The following is a 19,662-nucleotide window of genomic DNA, read 5'->3' on the forward strand; positions in this document are numbered from 1 at the left end:
ATGCCTGACACGCTGACACGGAACACTTCATCGCCTTCGGCGTAAACATCGTCCACGGTATCGATGGTAAACGTGGCGGTTACGCCATCCGCACCAATCACTGCTTGGGTGGTTTCGGTGATGTCGTCACCGGATGCAGTAGTGTAGCTATAAGCTAAGGTCACGATGCTACCGACTGGCGCCGGATCACTCAGTGTTACGGTGTATTCGGAAGTAGTTTCACCTTCCGAAACGCTATTCGGGCCGGTCATATTGACGGTCACAGTATCTTCTGGCCCTTGCTCTGCCTCATCTGTAATCGTTGCAACACCCGTAACTGGAGTAGGCTGTTCTGGCGTTGAACCGGACAAACTGAATGTTTCCGATCCTTCCGCTAAATTATCATCAATGGTATCCAAGCTAACCGTAAAAGACTCTTCCCCGATCGGAAGAGAAACAGTGAACGATCCATCATCATTCACCTGAATTTCTTGGGTGGTTCCGTCGGATAATGTAATTAAAACCGTTGTATTTACATAATCTGCACCAACATCGCTCGCCGCCCCGCCTACAGCAGAACCATCATTAAGGGTAAACTCTATGGTAGTTTCTTCTTCCGTTGGTTGATTAAGGGTAACGTCGAAAGAGACTTGCTGCCCTTCATCTACTGCAGGGCTCGAAATATCTTGCACCGTAATTGTTACTGGAATAGGAATTCCTGTCGGAGCTGGTGCCTGAGTTGGAGGGAGAATGTCCAATAAAGTTAGAATCTGAGTGGTTGAGAATCCCGCTCCTTCAGTGCCAACTGTCTCAAAGTTGGTACTAGCGAGCAATTCTGTCCCTGTTCGTGCAACATTCCCTGTTGTCTGAGGACTAGACCCATTTGCTTCGCCCGCTGCGGTTTCAAACTCTTGACCTAGTTGGGTCGGGTCTTGCCCCGCTGCAATAGCTTCTATCAACGCAGTAATATCACCAGTTACATTGATGGAACTGCCTTGCGGTGTCACTTGCTCAATGACCAGTTCTGAAGTGTCTGAAACTTCGTTAATGATTAGTTCCCCTGGTTTAGGCAACTGTCCTTGTTCGAGGGTTCTAATTTCCCCATCGAGACCGATAACTACAATATTACTCATCAATGAGCCAAAAGTTACTCGTTCCATATCTACCTCGCCCCACTTTGAACTAAGTCAAAAGTTTGTCACCCCAATATTTACGTCTATAGTTTAGTCAAAATCTTCATATTTTCGTTGTATGTGCAAGGAGCGATGTGCTGATTAACTCAAGGGGCGGGGTTACAGGTGCAGCAGGGAATTGCACAGGTCGTGGAACGCTATGATATTAAGAAATCAAGCTTTTCTCTTGCTTAAACACAAACGGTTGCCAAGCAACATTTTGCACATGTGCTAAGGTTTAATCAGGCGAACTTCTGGATATTCGAAACAAAAGCCTAGGTTTAACAGTAGGTTGATAATTTACTTACTCAAACACTGTTATTTGTGATGTTTTATCTCAAATGTGAGATGAAACAGCAAAAAGCAACACGATTTTTTTAGGAGAAACACCGTGAAATGGAACCGACTAAGTATTGCTTGCTGCTGTAGCTTAATAGTGTCTATACCCGTTTTCGGTCAAACTTTAGAGCAAGCCGTGGCATTAACGTTAAAAAATAACCCAGATATCAAAAGCGCATTTAATGAATTTGAGAGCCGAAGGTACATCAATGAGGCGTCAACAGGCGCTTATTTGCCTTCTCTCGATCTTGATGCAGGCATTGGTTACGAAGGCCTCGACCCATCTGATGAAGTCGGGCGAGGCAACACTGACTATACGAGAAAAGAAGCGTCTATCACCCTAACCCAATTAATTTGGGATGGCAGCGCGACATTAAACGATATTGACCGTACCGCTGCGGATGCAGAGTCGGTGCGATTCCAACTATTAGCTGATGCTTCAGACAAGGCATTAGAAGTCACTAAAGTCTATTTAGATGCGGTGAAGGCTTATGAAGTCTTAAAGCTGTCTGAGAACAATCTTGCCGTTCACAAGGACATCTACACGGACATCAAAAAACGCGTCACTTCCGGCATCGGCTCGACTGCGGACTTAACACAGGTTGAAGCGCGTTTAGCGAAAGCGCATGGTAATCTGGCAGCTGCACAAAACAACCTTTACGACTCCCACACAATGTTTACTCGCTTGGTGGGGCAAACGCCACAAGGGTTAATTTTTCCAAGAGCTGATCAGAACTTTATCCCCTACACCGTCGATGAAGCGGTTGGCTTGGCATTTGAATTACACCCGGTGATTCAAATCGCATTGGCGGATGTGGATTCTGCCAAGTTCCAATACAAACAATCGAAAGGCGTTAACTACCCGACGATCTCGATTGAAGCTTCTCAAACTTGGAAAGACGATGCGGATGGCTTAAAAGGTCGAAGCGATGAAACTCTCGCCATGTTGCGTTTACGCTATAACTTGTTCAACGGCGGTAGCGATGCGGCAAATTCAGAAAACTTCGCATACCAACTCAACAAAGCGAAAGACTTGCGTGAAGGCGCGTACCGTAATGTTGAGGAAGGACTTCGCTTATCTTGGAGTGCTCTGGACTTAACGCTGCAACAAAAAGAATTTTTAGCAGACCACGTTGATTCGGCAGCTGAGACGGTCATCGCGTATGAAAAGCAATATCGAATCGGTAAACGAACCTTACTAGACGTTCTGAACACTGAAAACGAGTTGTTTGAAGCGCGTAAAGATTACCTTGATTCAAAATATGCAGAGCAGTATGCCAAATATCGTGTGATGAACGCAACTGGCCAATTGTTGAGTGCGTTAAGAGTCGAAATGCCGAAAGAATGGCTAGAAAAAGTGGAGTATTAATTATGAAAAACATAACTATTATTGCACTGTCATTAGTTGTTGCTGCATGTAGCTCTTCGAGTGATCGAGGCGACGAATACGATTACATCGACACTCCTATTGCAGATCAATGGGCCGACCACCAAGATGACGACAGCGACGGTGTCATTAACCAGCGCGATTTATGTCCAGGCACACCATTAGGTGCAGAAATTGATAATGATGGCTGCGGATCTTACGCAAACTCATCACAACAAATGCAAATTCGAGTGTTATTTGCGAATGATTCAGACGAAATCAACCCGGTTTTCGCGAAGCAGATTCGAGAACTCTCAGATTTCTTGAAAGAATACCCAAGCACATCCATTGAGTTGCAAGGTTACGCGAGCCGCACAGGTGGGTCTGAGCACAATTTAGATCTCTCCAAACGCCGAGCAGAGAACGTAAGAAAGGCGCTGCTTCAAAACGGTATTACTCCTGATCGAGTTACTATTGTTGGCTACGGCGATACGGTTTTAGCAACAACCGGAACAGACGAAGTAAGCCATGCTTTGAACCGACGTGTGACCGCAACTGTAGTAGGACATAAAGGTGAAGTGAAAAAAGAATGGACCATTTTCACCACACTTCCAAAAAGCTAACGTGAAGGTCTGTTTACAGACCTTCTGATTCCTGCTTTTGAACCAAAGATTTCATAACTGCATCTTTGTTATTCAAGTAATCATCGAGCCCGGCTTTGCGTAAATCACATGATGGGCAATCGCCACAACCATCACCGATGATGCCGTTGTAGCAAGTTAGCGTGTTTTCACGAACCAGTTGCAACGCATTGTATTGATCCGCTAACGCCCATGTTTCTGCCTTATTGAGCCACATCAGCGGTGTTTTAATCGTCAGAGCTCGATCCATACCTTTAACCAACGCCGTGTTCATTGATTTCACAAAATCGTCTCGGCAATCTGGGTAGCCACTAAAGTCCGTTTCACACACGCCAGTAATCACCGTATCGGCACCGATTTGGTAAGCGTAAATGCCAGCAAGAGTTAAGAACAAAATATTACGGCCAGGCACAAACGAGTTCGGCAAGCCATTCTCTTGTAATTCGTGAGAAACAGGGATGTCATCACGCGTCAGAGAGCTGATAGCAAGTTCATTCAGTAAACCAACATCCATCACTTTATGCGCTTTTACACCAAGATCTTTGGCGATCTTTTGTGCAACTTCGATCTCCAGTTTATGACGCTGGCCATAATCAAAAGTGATTGCATGCACTTCATCAAACTCTTTAAGGGCTTGTACGAGACAGGTTGTCGAGTCTTGTCCGCCACTGAAAACAACAACAGCTTTTTTCATTTTACTCTCCGAGCTTAAGCAATACTTAGGTATTTATGAGTTTGAATAGATAGACGCCAATTGCGCGCGATGCACGTTTCGATACACAACTGAGTTGCGCGAGGCTTCTGGCTGATTGGTTGTAAAGCGATCACTGTTTCTGTCTTTATATCAGCGTTTGCAAGTAGTTCATCAAGATGATCGATGTCTTTTTGCGTACCGACTGGGTGCTTGATTTCATTAGCACGCTCCAACGCACTTTTCAGTACGGGCAATTTACCTTTCATCGCCACTTTTGGTGACACTGTCACCCACGTTTTTTCAGACGTGACGACTTCTGATGTCCCACTGGTTTCAATTTGGCACTGACAGCCCATATCTTCAAACGCTTTGCTCAACGGACGCAAATCGTAAATACACGGTTCACCACCAGTGATAACAATATGCTTCGCATTGAAGCCTTGCTGTTTGTATTGTTCTACGATGTCTTCAGCCGATGCCGTGCACCAAGTCGGAGAATCTTCCGTCTTCACCAAAATATCACCGATAGGACGCTGATCCTTTTCTTCGGCATCCCACGTTTGTTTTGTATCACACCAACTGCACCCCACTGGGCACTCTTGCAAGCGAACAAAAACGGCAGGAACACCAGTAAAGATCCCTTCCCCTTGGATGGTTTCAAACATCTCATTTAGCTTATACAACGCAGAACTCACTTAACTCATAAAACTTCGAGGCGAAGACCTTAATGGAGAGGCGTGTCTAGGTCAATTCAAACCAAAAATTAATTGTTAAAATAGCCCATTTTGTAGTTTCATACTCAGGTTCCCATTATTTTAAGGTAAGTAAAGATGTACAAACTGATCGCCCTAGACATGGACGGCACGTTATTAAACAGCGACAAAGCGATTTCAGAAGAAAACAAACACGCTATCGCGAAAGCTCGTGAAGCTGGCGTTACTGTCGTTTTGGCTTCTGGCCGCCCACTTGAAGGCATGCAGGCAAAATTGGATGAGCTGAATATTCATTCCGAGAAAGATTTTGTCCTTTTCTACAATGGTTCTATGGTTAAAAACGTAGGTACAAACGAAATTATCCACCAGCAAATCATTGATGGTAAGGCTGCTAAATTAGTCGCTCGTAAAGCGAAAGAACTAGGCGCTTATGTGCACGCATTCAGCCAAGTGCACGGCTTGATCACTAATGAGAACAACCCATACACTGACATCGAAGCCAACATTAATGGCTTAGATGTGACAGAGATGAATTTTGAATCGCTAGAAGATGATCATCCAATCATCAAAGCAATGATGGTTGCCGAGCCAAGTAAACTAACTGAGGTCATCGCTGCACTTCCGCCTGAAATGCGTGAAAAGTTTACTGTTGTTCAAAGTGCCCCATTCTTCCTAGAGTTTCTTAACCCAGCGAGCAACAAAGGCATCGGAGTTGCAGCGATTGCTGAGTACTTAGGAATTCAACCAGAAGAAGTGATCTGTATGGGTGATGCTGAAAATGACCACCACATGCTGAAGTACGCAGGTCTTGGTATCGCGATGGAAAATGCGATGGAAGAAACCAAGAAAATCGCAGATTACATCACTGAAAGTAACGACGACCACGGCGTAGCGAAAGCAATTGAGAAATTTGTTCTTAACGCTTAGGCCTCGCTTTAATAAAAGTAGCTTTACAGAATTAAGCACCTAAAACACAAAAAGCCTCGCGAATTGCGAGGCTTTTTACTTGATACCGAAGAACTTATTATTCTGACAGTTTGAGCCCTTCTTGGTACTGATTTTGATGAGTCAATCTTCTTGCCATAAAGATGAACAACAGCATCAATATCGGATAGTGGAGCGTCATAAACACCAATGACCAAAAACCGCTGGAAGAGACGCTCGTCGCTGCAAACAAATACACCTGCTGAGTCAATATCAACGCCAAAGTGACAAAAATCATCTGCTTACTGTTTAATCTCACCTGAGACTCCTTAAACGTAAGCACGAGTGCAGAAGCCGTGATCAACATCGCTAACCAGTTGCCAAACACAGGTAACGGCCAAATCACCGAAATAACGGCAGTCACTGCAGTCAACGTAAACCACACTCCTTTTGAGCTGAGGAGTTGATCAACATTGACCTCTGGATTCGTTTCCAAACGTAATACGTGCCAAGCAACCAAGATGCCCAACAAGGCGCCCAGTAACATATCAAGAATAAACGCAGAACCTAGGAAGAACTTGCACAGCATGACTATTAGCGTGATAGCGGCCATCAACACTGTGGTACTGTTAAATCCAAAGCTATGCGTTCTTTGGAACAAAAATGTCAACACACAGAACCAAACCGCAATAGGCAAGCTTGGAAAACTAAAGCCGTAACTGTTTGGAAGTTCCGCCATAGGCACGTACACATGCGGCCTTGGTAGAGAAAATCCCTGCTGTGCCACCAAAACCATTAAAGATGTCGCGGTAATGGCGAAGAACAGTCGGTACACAAAGCGACTATCAAAGCGCATCATGACGAACGGGAATAAAAACAGCAAAATAGTCGGCGTCGTCAGCTCCATCACTACAGTTGCAAAGTCGTACGCGGCTTTGTAACTGTTGTCTGAAAGCTCACCAATCCAACCTTGCAGTTCCATCACCCAAGAAAGCTCGACCTGACGGAATGTAGGTGCAGACTCAATTAGCTGTGTAACGTAAGAAACCGGCTGGTTTGTTGCATTAGCAAAAAGGTTAACAACTTCTGGCCATTGAGCCGGATAGCGATATTGAGACGCCGTAAGTTCACTTGGGTTAAGCAGCATGGCAGAAGCCACTTCCACACCGTAATGAGGCGAAAACCAAGAAGGCAGCTCGTTTCCACCCAATGAGTTATTCATAGAAAAAGCGATAACTTCAGAATCAGATACGCAGTCGAACAAGATCGCAGTTGAGGTTCTACCCAACTCATTACCGACAGTTACTGCAAGCCCCGTTTCTTCCCACGTTTCTCGTTGCGCGGCAATTTCTGGAGATTCACCTTCAATAATAGTACCTCCCGGCAAGGAGATTTTGTTAGTGAGAATTTCATGAACCAGTACAAGCTTGTCGTCGGCTCGAACAACACAGAGCGCGCCTTTAATTCCATTCAATGACACACCGGATACCGATTTTGCCATTGTCATCGAAGACGTAGAAAGCAAAGCAGAAAAGAGAGTGAGAAAAAACAACTGTCTCAGCACAAGATAAACCTTTAATGAAGAGAATAATGACCAATGCATGATGGCAGTATTACCAATATTTTTCGACATAAATTAAGTAACGAGTTATGCATATGATGCACAAGTCAAAAAAGTCATCGGAGAAAATTCTTAATGTAAATCTGACAAAAATCAGACAAAACGTGAAATATTGATCGCAATTCTGCCAGTTATATAAGCAAACTGTCAGGATAAAGTCATAGGTATTTTGTGGGTTCTCATATTTAAAACAACAAAAATGGGCTTATTATTCGAAAACAATAAACCCCATTTATGATTAGTATGACTTTATAGCTTTATCCACGCATGAGTCCATGCAGAACCTACGCCCGGCTCATAAGCGCTTGGCGTCGAACCACACCAAAGACTATTTGGCCACGGTAAACATTGATAAGACGAGCCCTGATTAGTCACAACATCGCCAGCGAGGTATTGAGCTCCTGCTTGATAGATATTATCTGAAGGAACAGATACAACTGGCGGTTCAGTCGGCGGGATGACCGGATCTTGATGTGACGTACAATTTGCATCGCTCACGGCTTGCCAAACGCCCCAGGAACCCGATTCTGCTGGGTTATCGCCTTGAGTCCACCATTGCGCTTGCCACACTTTTCCATTCCACGTGACCGTATCGCCTTTATTGTAAACAGATGAGGCTTGCCATTCGTTTGCACAGCTTCCTGTTGGTGGCGATGTTACCGATTTGGCTGTTGCAAACACAACCGCTTGATATAACGTACTGGTTTTATCAACGCCAAAGTTCAACGTCACTCTAGCTTCACCCGCTTGTGATGCGCCGAACTCCACATCCACACGACAGCTCGTATTGGCAGCTAACGTTGTTTGAGAACATTGATCGTTGGCAATCAGTGCTGCATCAGTCACTCCTGAGCCGCCAATGCGTACATTTTCGACAGTGAATGCAGTATTTCCCGAATTACTAATCACAAATCCATGCTGCTTGAGTTCGCCAACATTAAACGCTGGCAACATTTGATTAGCAGTGTAACCAACAGAAACGTTATCTTTCGGAGGCGTTGAAGTGCCGATGACGCCATCCACAAAACTGCGCAATGCAGCAATATCACTGTACACGCCGTACATACCCGGACGTGCACACCCTATTCCCCAGCTAACCACACCAAGTTGGGTAATCGCACCGCCGCGATTAATAACGATCGGGCCACCGCTGTCACCCTGACATGAATCTATCCCACCTTGCGGCACGCCTGCACAGAATGCCACTTCCCCAACGGTGGTGTAGTTTCCACCCGCCTGACGACAAGTGGCATCCGACACGAGTGGAACATCGACTTCTTGCAATCTTGTTGGCGAACTGCCGCCTTCTGACGTTCGACCTAAACCTGCAACTGTCAACCAATCTCCAATACTGGCGTACTGCGCCAAGCTGCCGTCAGCAATTTCAACGGCGGATACACCTTGAGGGACAGAATCTAGCTTTAGAACCGCAATATCATAAGAAAGCGTGGCGCGGCGATAAGACGGATGCATGTGGATTTCACTCACATTCGCTCTTACTCCATCGGTGCCGTTGTACACGACGCCACCAATTTTCACGGCGATTTGACTCGGTGAATCGCCCTCCACACAGTGAGCCGCCGTCAATACATAGCCATTGCCAATGTAACTGGCACCGCAATAGGAACGATTGCTGTAGCGACTTACAATTTGTGTGTAGAACTTCCATTCAGTTGGATCGGCGGTAATGCCGCCCACGATTTTCGGTTGAATGATGTGGTTTTGCGTCTGTGATAAATCATCAGCACTTGCAAACATTGGCAAGACTGCCAAAGCAAGTAACGATTTTGATAGTTTCAAAGTATTATCCTCTTGTTTTTGTAAGCACGATCCTCGTGCTACTCATAAAACAAGCAGACAAATTCAATGTTACCAATGTAAGTTGAGTAGCAAATTCATAGCTTGCGAGCCACTTAAACGCAAAAGTCTATTGATGAACTGAATGATTTCAATTCCACATGGTTTCTGTCACTGAATTACCGTCAACGAGACGTATTAATTACGATGGATTTAAGGGCTTTCGCAAACAGTGAATATGATGCCCAAACCCTTGTTTTTCATACAATGCGAGTGCTTGGCGGTTAAAACTCCAAACCTCAACAAACATCTGGGTTGCACCGTAATCGATAAAGGTAGATTCTATCTTATCGAGCAAAGCTTGAGCCGTTCCTCGCTTTCGATATTCCGGCATCACATACAACTCATCCACACTGCCCATCATCACAGGTTGGCTGACAACGGAAGTTAACTCACAAAAGTGACCAGAGACAAAACCGATAACTTCATCACCGACTTTCGCTACATATACCAAACACTCGGGATTATCGATGTAACGAGCAATGCTTTTCTCTTGCTCGATTTCTTCGGCAGTTTTAAACAATTCAGGGGATTGAACATGGTGCTCATCGTGCAAATCGAACATGAGATCGTTGAGCACTTCTAAATCCTCAAAACTCGCAGCTTTGATTACAAATACAGACATACTAAGGGTTACCAAAATTTGAGTCCGTATAGTGTGTTGCGAAAACACAGGCTTGGCAAGCCACAAAAGCACCTACTCACGATTGTTTTCTGGAGCACCAACGCAAAAAAGCCCCTGTACAAATCAGCATACAGAGGCAGAACCAAACTACGGAGTTCGAGGATCAGGGTTTCATTTGAGTACGACGATAAATTGTTAGCGTCGTAACACTCGCTCTATTTCATTCAGGCTCGTTGGATCATCAATCGTCGATGGCACGGTGTATTGCTCTCCATCAGCAATTTGGCGGATGGTTCGACGCAGAATTTTACCCGAACGTGTTTTCGGTAAGCGATCTACAACCAGTGCGTGTTTGAAGCATGCAACCGCGCCAATCTCATTTCTCACCTTGCCCACAAGTTCGCCTTCTAGCGCTAACTCATCAACCTTCACGCCATCTTTCAGCACAACGAAACCAAGTGGTAGCTGTCCTTTTAGCTCATCGTGAATGCCCACAACCGCACATTCTGCAATGGCAGGGTGACCACCAACAATTTCTTCCATTTCACCAGTAGACAAACGGTGGCCAGCGACGTTAATCACATCGTCAATGCGTCCCATGATGAACAAGTAACCATCTTCATCAAGGTAGCCGCCATCGCCAGAAACATAGTAACCCGGGAATTGGCTTAGGTAGCCCGTTTCAAAACGATCATGGTTTCGCCATACCGTTGGTAAACAGCTTGGTGGTAACGGACGCTTTAACGCCACAAAACCTTGTTGATTAGGTTTTACTGGTTCACCCAGCTCATCGAGGATTTCTACTTGATAACCCGGAATAGGCTTAGTTGAAGAACCTGCTTTTACTGGCATCATTTCAATGCCCGTTGGGTTCCCCGCAATCGCCCAACCTGTCTCTGTTTGCCACCAGTGATCGATAACCGGTTTGTCCGTTTTACTTTGTACCCATTCCAGCGTAGGAGGATCTAAACGCTCACCAGCCATAAAGATGGTTTTCAGGTTTGACAGATCATACTGCTTTAAGAACTCGCCTTCCGGGTCTTCTTTCTTAATCGCACGGAAAGCCGTTGGCGCCGAGAACAAAGCATCCACTTTATATTCATCACACACACGCCAGAATGCCCCCGGATTCGGAGTTCTGACTGGCTTACCTTCAAACAGTATTGTGGTGCAACCATGAATCAATGGCGCGTAAACAATATACGAGTGACCAACTACCCAGCCCACGTCGGATGCCGCCCAGAACACACCACCTTGCGGGATGTTGTAGATTGCACTCATTGAGTACTTCAGTGCTACCGCATGGCCACCGTTATCACGTACCACCCCTTTCGGTTTGCCCGTCGTGCCTGAGGTATAAAGGATATACAGTGGGTCTGTTGCTAATACAGGAACACAAGCATGAGGCAGCGCTTTTTTGTATTCCTGTTGCCAGTCCAAATCTCTTTCCTGATTTAACTCGGCTTCACATTCTGGACGCTGGAAAACAAACACTTTCTCAGGTTTCCAACGGCTGTCCATGATGGCTTTGTCTACTAATGGTTTATACGGAATGATTTTACTGATTTCGATGCCACACGATGCCGTCATAATGACTTTTGGCTCTGCATCTTCAATACGTACCGCCAGCTCATTAGGCGCAAAACCACCAAACACAACTGAGTGAATCGCACCCAAACGTGCACAAGCAAGCATTGCCATTGCCGCTTCTGGGATCATCGGCATGTAAACAACAACTCGGTCGCCTTTTTCAACGCCTTGGGCAGAAAGCATACCGGCAATTTTCGCAACTTGATCGCGTAGCTCTCGGTAAGTGTAAGTCTTTTTATTTCCCGTTACTGGTGAGTCATAAATTAGCGCAGTATTATCACCACGTCCTTGTTCGCAATGGTAATCCAGTGCCAACCAAGACGTATTCATCACCCCATCTGGGAACCAACGTTCGATGCCGTTCTCATCAGATTTCAAGATGGTTTTAGGAGATTCAAACCAGTCGATATTCTCCGCTTGAGCGCGCCAAAAACTCTCCGGTTCGTTTTTCGCCCATAAATATTCTTTTTCGTATGAAGACATATTGCTTCCTCCAGTATGTCCTGACATTGCTCTCGTTCTATTCAAAGACCGTTCTTTTCACTCAAAGACATCAGAGGGTACACGCACAAATCCCTCCATTAGTATTCTCGCACTTCGGCTCATGATGGCTTTTTGTACCACCCAGCCCTGTTCAGTTTGCTTCGCTTGTGCTCCAACTTTTAATGTTCCTGACGGGTGGCCAAAAGTCACTGACTCTTTTTCGCCTCCACCAGCAGCCAGATTGACTAATGTTCCCGGTACACACGCCGCCGAAGCAATCGCAACGGCTGCTGTTCCCATCATTGCATGGTGAAGTTTGCCCATCGACAACGCCCGTACCAGCACATCAATTTCCGACTCATTGACCGCTTTACCACTTGAGGACTGGTAACTTTTCGGCTTGGATACAAACGCGATTTTTGGTGTGTGCTGGCGTGTCTGAGCTTCTTCAAGCTCAGAAATCAGACCCATTTTTAACGCACCATGCGCACGGATGGATTCAAACATCGCTAATGCTGCGTCATCGTTGTTGATTTGATCTTGTAGTTCTGTGCCCTGATAGCCAATAGACTCAGCATCAATGAAAATGGTTGGAATACCTGCGTTGATAAAGGTAGCGTTAAACGTCCCCACATCAGGCACCACCAAATCATCGACTAAGTTTCCAGTTGGGAACATGCTGCCTTCCCCATCTGCCGGGTCAACAAAGTCGACCTGAATCTCTGCGGCCGGGAACGTCACACCATCAAGTTCAAATTCTCCGGTCTCTTGCACGAATCCGTTCACAATCGGCACATGAACCAAGATAGTTTTACCGATGTTCACCTGCCATACACGCACCGTCACAATGCCGTTTTCTGGAAGTCGACCTTGTGGGATCAAGCCTGCATGGATAGCAAAAGGCCCAATTGCGGCAGACAAGTTACCGCAGTTCCCACTCCAGTCCACAAATGGCTTATCAATGGATACTTGTCCAAACAAGTAATCAACATCGTGATCGTCACGGCTGCTGCGCGAAACGATCACCGTTTTACTTGTACTTGACGTCGCGCCGCCCATACCGTCGATTTGCTTACCATAAGGGTCCGGGCTGCCGATAACTCGCAACAACAGTTTGTCACGCGCTTCACCTGCCACTTGAGCCTCTGATGGCAAATCTTCAAGGTTGAAAAAGACACCTTTACTTGTGCCGCCACGCATGTACGTCGCAGGCACTTTAATTTGGCTCATTTGATTCGGAGTATTGTTTTCCATAGCCACTCCTTATTGCGCCAAGAAATCTTGAGCAAAGCGTTGTAAAACACCACCTGCGTTATACACGTGCACTTCGTCAGCGGTATCTAAGCGACAAGTAACCGGAACGTCGACTTTCTCACCGTTGCTACGTGTAATAACCAAGGCTAAATCTGCACCCGGCTTAATTTCACCCACGACATCGTAAAGTTCAGTACCATCCAGTTCTAATGTATTGCGGTTAACACCCGGCTTAAATTGCAGTGGTAACACGCCCATGCCAACCAAGTTGGTGCGGTGAATACGCTCAAAGCCTTCTGCAACGATAGCTTCTACACCAGCTAATCGAACGCCTTTTGCTGCCCAGTCACGAGATGAACCCTGACCATAATCAGCACCAGCGACTACGATCAGTGGCTGTTTGCGGTTCATGTAGGTTTCAATCGCTTCCCACATGCGTACAACCTGACCTTCTGGCTCGATTCGCGCCAGAGAACCCTGAACCACTTCACCGTTCTCTTTCACCATTTCGTTAAATAGTTTCGGGTTAGCAAAGGTCGCACGTTGCGCCGTTAAGTGATCGCCACGGTGAGTCGCGTAAGAGTTGAAGTCCTCTTCCGGTACACCCATTTTGGCAAGGTATTCACCCGCCGCACTGCTCGCCATGATCGCGTTGGATGGTGATAAGTGGTCTGTTGTGATGTTGTCACCAAGAACCGCTAATGGACGCATGCCAGATAGCGTTCTCTCACCCGCAAGAGCCCCCTCCCAGTAAGGTGGACGACGAATGTAGGTACTCATCGGACGCCAGTCGTAAAGCGGACTAGAGCTTTTCTCTGCATCATCCAATTTGAACATCTGGATATAAACCTGATTAAACTGCTCTGGCTTAACGTGTTTACCGACAACAGCATCGATCTCTTCATCGCTTGGCCACAAATCATTTAGGTAAATTGGTTTACCGTTTTGGTCAGTGCCAAGTGCATCACGCTCGATATCAAAACGAATCGTACCGGCTAGCGCATAAGCGACAACCAATGGTGGTGAAGCCAGGAAAGCTTGCTTCGCGTAAGGATGAATTCGGCCATCAAAGTTACGGTTACCAGACAGTACGGCTGTAGCGTACAGGTCGCGGTCAATGATCTCTTGTTGGATTTTCGGATCCAACGCGCCACTCATACCGTTACAAGTCGTACATGCATAACCGACGATACCAAAGCCTAGTTTTTCTAGCTCTGGTAGCAAACCCGCTTCTTCTAAGTAAAGACGCGCCACCTTAGAGCCAGGAGCAAAAGAGGATTTCACCCAAGGTTTACGTACCAGGCCAAGTTCGTTAGCTTTCTTCGCCACAAGGCCCGCAGCGACGACGTTTCTTGGGTTACTGGTGTTAGTACAAGAGGTGATCGCAGCGATGATCACCGCGCCATCTGGCAATTCTCCTTCTTTCTCTTCCCATGCACCAGAAATGCCACGTTGTGCCAACTCAGACGTTGGTAAACGACGGTGAGGGTTTGAAGGACCAGCCATATTACGGCTCACTGATGACAAATCGAACTCAAGTACGCGCTCGTAAACCGCAGTATCAAGGTCGTCTGCCCAAAGGCCAGTTTGTCTAGCGTATTTCTCAACTAAGTCAACTTGCTGTTCATCACGACCAGTCAGTTTCAGGTAGTTGATGGTCTGCTCGTCAATGTAGAACATACCTGCTGTCGCACCATATTCTGGTGTCATGTTGGAGATGGTTGCGCGGTCACCGATTGTCAGGTCTCTTGCACCTTCACCGAAGAATTCAAGATATGAAGAAACAACACGCTCATTACGTAAGAACTCTGTAATCGCCAGAACGATATCCGTTGCGGTAATACCCGGTTGACGTTTCCCAGTCAGTTTCACACCCACGATGTCTGGTAGACGCATCATTGACGGGCGGCCAAGCATCACGGTTTCGGCTTCCAGACCACCAACACCAATCGCGATAACGCCCAGTGCATCAACATGAGGCGTATGACTGTCTGTACCAACACACGTATCTGGGTAAGCAATGCCCTGCTTCGTCTGCACAACCGGAGACATTTTCTCCAGGTTAATTTGGTGCATGATGCCGTTACCTGCGGGAATTACGCTGACGTTTTCAAAAGCCGTTTTACACCACTCAATAAAGTGGAATCGGTCTTCGTTACGGCGCTCTTCAATCGCGCGGTTTTTCTCGAATGCTTCTGGATCAAAACCTGCGTGTTCTACCGCAAGCGAGTGGTCAACGATAAGCTGGGTTTCAACCACTGGATTCACTTTAGACGGGTCACCGCCCTGATCGGCAATCGCATCACGTAAACCGGCTAAGTCAACAAGCGCTGTCTGACCTAGAATGTCATGACAAACAACACGTGCTGGATACCATGGAAAATCAAGATCACGTTTGCGTTCGATGAGCTGCTTCAGGCTGTCTGTTAATACGCTTGGATCGCAGCGGCGTACGAGCTGTTCGGCAAGAACGCGAGAGGTATAAGGGAGCGTTTCATAGGCTCCAGGAGAGATAGAGTTTACGGCTTCGCGGGCATCAAAGTAATCAAGTTGAGTCCCCGGAAGCGACTTACGGAATTGGGTATTAATAGTTGTGCTCATGGTTTGCTTCCATTCAATCTGTACATCTTGGCCTTCTCCCCATCACTCTAGAAACGCTACTCTAGCAAAGCAGTTTGGAGAACTTGATTGGAGAACTTTTTGAGATGTAGTCGCTCTAGTAATGTTTGTGACGAGAAGTCCTCCTTCTTCTGCCAAGAGAGAGTGAAAACAGAAGAAGGAGGAGATAAACCAATCAAAGCATGTAATGACTTTGACTGGCTTTCGCGCTAGCGATTCTCAATAGGCACCCACTCTTGATGATCTGGACCTGTGTAATCTGCGCTTGGGCGAATAATGCGGTTGTTCGCGCGTTGCTCGTACACGTGTGCAGCCCAACCAGTTAAACGGCTCATCACGAAAATCGGTGTGAACAGCTTGGTCGGAATGTCCATAAAGTGGTACGCCGATGCATGGAAGAAGTCCGCATTACAGAACAAGCCTTTCTCACGCTTCATCACCGATTCAACACGCTCAGATACTGCGTATAAATGCGTGTCACCCACATGCTTCGACAATTCCTCAGACCAACGTTTGATCAGTGCGTTGCGAGGGTCGCTTTCTCGATAAATCGCATGACCAAAGCCCATGATCTTGTCTTTATTCGCCAGCATTTGCATGATGTTAGCTTCGGCTTCATCCGGCGTCTGCCAGTCTTCAATCATCTCCATCGCTGCTTCGTTTGCACCGCCGTGAAGAGGGCCACGAAGCGTACCGATTGCAGCCGTGATACAAGAATGAATGTCTGACAATGTTGATGCACAAACGCGTGCTGCGAAGGTTGATGCGTTAAACTCATGCTCTGCGTAAAGAATTAATGAACAGTGCATCACTTGCTTGTGTAGCGCTGATGGCTCTTTATCTGTAAGTAATCGCAAGAAATAACCGCCGATGCAATCTTCGGTTTGATCTTCTGTGTCGATACGAACGCCATCGTGACTAAAACGGTACCAGTAACAGATGATGGCTGGGAACAAGGCTAACATGCGCTCTGTTGCTTGCAGTTGCTCATCAAAGCTCATTTCCTGCTCTAAGTTACCCAATACAGAACAACCTGTACGCATGACGTCCATTGGGTGCGCGCTTGCTGGGATCAGTTCTAAAGCTTGCTTTAGCTCGGTCGGCAAACCGCGAAGGCTCAGTAGGTGTGTCTTGTACGCATCAAGTTCTTGTTGGTTCGGCAAGTGACCGCGTAACAGAAGATGTGCAACTTCTTCAAATTGAGCATTATTGGCAAGGTCAGTAATATCGTAACCGCGATAAGTCAGACCGGTCCCCGTTTTACCGACAGTACATAAAGCTGTGCTTCCAGCGCTTTGACCACGCAGGCCAGCACCACCTAACTCTGCTTTCTTTGCTACAGTTTGAGGCATTGTTTGAACTCCTTTTCTGTCTGGCTTTGCCCTCTGTTGGAGCGTTTTTAGCCAGACGAATTTCACGTTATTGGATTAGATAAATTCCGATTATCTTTTCTTGGGCTTCCGTCTATCTTTTCTTTTCCCCGCTATTTCCCTTCAGAGAATAGCTGGTCAAGTTTGTCTTCGTAGTCGTGGTAGTTCAGGTGTTGATACAACTCTTTGCGTGTTTGCATCGAATCAACCAGCGCTTCCTGATTACCCACTTCTAGTAAGTGTTTGTAAACCGTTTCAGCGGCCTTGTTCATGGCACGGAACGCACTTAATGGGTAAAGCACCATGTCCACTTTCGCTTTTGCTAATTCGTCACAGCCATACAGTGGTGTTGCGCCAAATTCAGTAATGTTGGCCAGAATCGGAACGTGTCTTCCAGTCGCTTGCTCTAGCGCATTTGAGAACTGAAGGTACTGATCCAACTTGTTCATCGCTTCTGGGAAGATCATGTCTGCGCCAGCTTCCACACACGCAATGGCACGTTCAATCGCACTGTCCATGCCCTCTACGGCAAGAGCATCTGTGCGTGCCATAATCACGAAACTTTCGTCATTACGCGTATCCACCGCCGCTTTCACTCGGTCAACCATCTCTTGCTGGCTCACAATTGCTTTGTTCGGGCGATGACCACAACGTTTTTGTGCAACTTGGTCTTCCATGTGCACCGCAGCCGCGCCCGCTTTTTCCATTTGCTTAATGGTGCGAGCGATGTTGAATGCGCCGCCAAAACCGGTATCGATGTCGACCAAGAGCGGCAAATCACACGCGTTGGTGATGCGGTCAACGTCAACCAGTACATCGTTCAATGTTGTAATGCCTAGATCAGGCAATCCGTATGAAGCGTTAGCAATACCGCCACCAGACAAGTAAATCGCTTGATGCCCCAAGTTCTTCGCCATCATGGCGCAGTACGGGTTAATGGTGCCGACAATTTGCAGCGGATTATTTTGTTCTACGGCGAGTCTGAACTTCGCCCCCGGTGTTAAGCTCATGACGAATTCCTTCTAGTCTTTGTCTAAACTTTCTGTATGTATAATTTGCGATTGGATGAGCTTTCGACTTCCTGAGATGTGTCGTCTCATCAACATTTCTGCAAGTTCTTCATCGCGATTGCGAATGGCTTCCAGAATGAATTTATGTTCAGTCAGCGCTTCATTTGGACGAGATTGCGCGCGCGGTGACTGATAGCGGTACATGCGCAGCAAGTGGTAAAGCTCGTCACACAACAGAGAAATCAGCTTGCTGTTTCGGCTTGCTTGGATGATGCGATAGTGAAAATCAAAATCACCATGCTGATGGAAGTAAGAGGCGCCTTCCACTTGATCGATGTGCTTTGAATGTGTCGACAACAGCATTTCCAAGCTTAATAACTCTTCTTGCGTAATGTGTCGTGCTGCAAGTCGTGCTGCCATGCCTTCCAGAGCTTCGCGCACCGAATACAGTTCAATCAGTTTGGCTGGAGAGAAGGTCGTGACTCTTGCACCAACATGAGGAATACGCTCAATCAACCCAAGCCCTTCCAAACGCATTAATGCTTCGCGTAGCGGACCACGGCTGACTTGGTATTTCCTTGCTAGCTCAGGCTCCGAGATTTTGCTACCCGGTTCCACATCACCATTTACGATCACTTCGATCAGTGTTTCTGTCAGCGTTTCGGACTTGGTGTGTTCTTTCTCAGAACCCAGTACTTTGTAACGAGCTTTCAACTCAGAGTTCATATTCAGGCACTCACTTAATCGACATCAAAGTGTCTACAATTTCTTAACCTGAATTTAAAATAGACGATCAAAGTGTCGACAATCAAGTAAATTGTCGACAATTTAGACTAAGGTCGTAGTTTGAAATGGACGAATTTGGGAAGATTTAATGATTTACAGAGGTTTTTTGTAATGGAAAGAAACAATTGTCGACAACTATAAACACTCTAATTTATTGATAATTAAAGAAAGACGTATAATTGCCGAGCAAAAAATCGAGAACCGCTACTCTTTTGGCACAAATTGGTCGTAGACTTCCTGTGCTGTCATCTTTTTAGAATGAGGATTGAGCTCGTAGTAACCCGGCTTTTCATCAGTAAAGATTTCTAGCGTCAACTTAAAATCAGGATTATCGAATAAGCCAGCAGAAAGGATGTATTCGTTGGTTGGCAAGAGATGGTAAAACAAGTTCGTCCCACACACGCCGCAAAAACCTCGTACTGCCCAATCTGAAGACTGATAACGTTTTGGCTCTGCACCTTTAAATGTGACTTCTGGGCCACAATGCACGGCATGAAGTGCCCCACTCGACCATTTTCGACACATTGAGCAGTGACACAGACTCACTTCATTCTTGGGTTCTGCGATAACTTCGATTGCACCGCACAAACATGTTCCTTTCATTCCTCTTTCCTTATTC

General features: G+C 46.3%; 15 protein-coding genes and 1 pseudogene. 3 read left to right on the forward strand and 13 right to left on the reverse strand.

Going from position 1 to position 19,662, the window contains the following annotated elements:
- Positions 1-1,139: pseudogene (locus tag ACF8OV_RS04925) on the reverse strand (Calx-beta domain-containing protein); the annotation flags it as partial.
- A gap of 403 nt (positions 1,140-1,542) precedes the next feature.
- Here ACF8OV_RS04925 and ACF8OV_RS04930 point away from each other — a divergent pair.
- Both ACF8OV_RS04930 and ACF8OV_RS04935 read left to right on the forward strand, forming a co-directional pair.
- Positions 1,543-2,859 (forward strand): TolC family outer membrane protein, encoded by a 1,317-nt coding sequence (locus ACF8OV_RS04930; protein WP_024103885.1) that lies wholly within the window; start codon positions 1,543-1,545, stop codon positions 2,857-2,859.
- Positions 2,860-2,861: 2 nt separating this feature from the next.
- Entirely contained in the window at positions 2,862-3,479 is a 618-nt protein-coding gene (locus tag ACF8OV_RS04935) for an OmpA family protein (RefSeq protein WP_005477806.1), read from the forward strand.
- Positions 3,480-3,492: 13 nt separating this feature from the next.
- Here the strand turns inward: ACF8OV_RS04935 and queC are convergent, their stop codons facing one another.
- Entirely contained in the window at positions 3,493-4,191 is a 699-nt protein-coding gene (queC, locus tag ACF8OV_RS04940; RefSeq protein WP_017448988.1) for a 7-cyano-7-deazaguanine synthase QueC, read from the reverse strand.
- Positions 4,192-4,205: 14 nt separating this feature from the next.
- Complete coding sequence (queE, locus tag ACF8OV_RS04945; RefSeq protein ID WP_029785507.1) at positions 4,206-4,856, reverse strand: 7-carboxy-7-deazaguanine synthase QueE; 651 nt, start codon at positions 4,854-4,856, stop codon at positions 4,206-4,208.
- Between the two features lie 165 nt (positions 4,857-5,021).
- Here queE and ACF8OV_RS04950 point away from each other — a divergent pair, with 165 nt between their 5' ends.
- On the forward strand, positions 5,022-5,831 hold the full coding sequence (locus ACF8OV_RS04950) for a Cof-type HAD-IIB family hydrolase (RefSeq protein WP_203502538.1): 810 nt from the start codon (positions 5,022-5,024) through the stop codon (positions 5,829-5,831).
- 97 nt (positions 5,832-5,928) lie between these two features.
- Here ACF8OV_RS04950 and ACF8OV_RS04955 read toward each other — a convergent pair whose 3' ends face one another.
- The 10 genes from ACF8OV_RS04955 to ACF8OV_RS05000 all read right to left on the reverse strand — a co-directional run bounded on the left by ACF8OV_RS04955 (position 5,929) and on the right by ACF8OV_RS05000 (position 19,646).
- Positions 5,929-7,392, reverse strand: coding sequence for a bifunctional NUDIX hydrolase/phosphatase PAP2 family protein (locus ACF8OV_RS04955; RefSeq protein WP_203502539.1), 1,464 nt, complete (start codon positions 7,390-7,392; stop codon positions 5,929-5,931).
- Between the two features lie 306 nt (positions 7,393-7,698).
- Positions 7,699-9,249 carry a trypsin-like serine protease gene (locus ACF8OV_RS04960; RefSeq protein WP_203502540.1) on the reverse strand — a complete coding sequence of 517 codons (1,551 nt, stop codon included), beginning with the start codon at positions 9,247-9,249 and terminating at the stop codon, positions 7,699-7,701.
- A 199-nt stretch (positions 9,250-9,448) separates the two neighbouring features.
- A complete protein-coding gene (locus ACF8OV_RS04965; protein ID WP_203502541.1) occupies positions 9,449-9,931 on the reverse strand; it encodes a GNAT family N-acetyltransferase in 483 nt (160 codons plus the stop codon).
- A gap of 195 nt (positions 9,932-10,126) precedes the next feature.
- Positions 10,127-12,004 (reverse strand): propionyl-CoA synthetase, encoded by a 1,878-nt coding sequence (locus ACF8OV_RS04970; protein WP_021823037.1) that lies wholly within the window; start codon positions 12,002-12,004, stop codon positions 10,127-10,129.
- A 57-nt stretch (positions 12,005-12,061) separates the two neighbouring features.
- On the reverse strand, positions 12,062-13,258 hold the full coding sequence (gene prpF, locus ACF8OV_RS04975; protein WP_203502542.1) for a 2-methylaconitate cis-trans isomerase PrpF: 1,197 nt from the start codon (positions 13,256-13,258) through the stop codon (positions 12,062-12,064).
- Positions 13,259-13,267: 9 nt separating this feature from the next.
- Positions 13,268-15,859: a Fe/S-dependent 2-methylisocitrate dehydratase AcnD gene (acnD, locus tag ACF8OV_RS04980; protein ID WP_203502543.1), complete on the reverse strand. Its 2,592-nt coding sequence runs from the start codon at positions 15,857-15,859 to the stop codon at positions 13,268-13,270.
- A gap of 227 nt (positions 15,860-16,086) precedes the next feature.
- On the reverse strand, positions 16,087-17,229 hold the full coding sequence (prpC, locus tag ACF8OV_RS04985) for a 2-methylcitrate synthase (RefSeq protein WP_005500536.1): 1,143 nt from the start codon (positions 17,227-17,229) through the stop codon (positions 16,087-16,089).
- 131 nt (positions 17,230-17,360) lie between these two features.
- On the reverse strand, positions 17,361-18,257 hold the full coding sequence (prpB, locus tag ACF8OV_RS04990; protein ID WP_203502544.1) for a methylisocitrate lyase: 897 nt from the start codon (positions 18,255-18,257) through the stop codon (positions 17,361-17,363).
- A 12-nt stretch (positions 18,258-18,269) separates the two neighbouring features.
- Positions 18,270-18,983 carry a GntR family transcriptional regulator gene (locus ACF8OV_RS04995; RefSeq protein WP_005464619.1) on the reverse strand — a complete coding sequence of 238 codons (714 nt, stop codon included), beginning with the start codon at positions 18,981-18,983 and terminating at the stop codon, positions 18,270-18,272.
- A gap of 264 nt (positions 18,984-19,247) precedes the next feature.
- A complete protein-coding gene (locus ACF8OV_RS05000) occupies positions 19,248-19,646 on the reverse strand; it encodes a GFA family protein (RefSeq protein ID WP_203502545.1) in 399 nt (132 codons plus the stop codon).
- Positions 19,647-19,662 lie beyond the last annotated feature (16 nt).

The organism is Vibrio sp. GLN_1 (assembly GCF_043106015.1).
In the GTDB taxonomy this organism is placed as follows: domain Bacteria; phylum Pseudomonadota; class Gammaproteobacteria; order Enterobacterales; family Vibrionaceae; genus Vibrio; species Vibrio parahaemolyticus.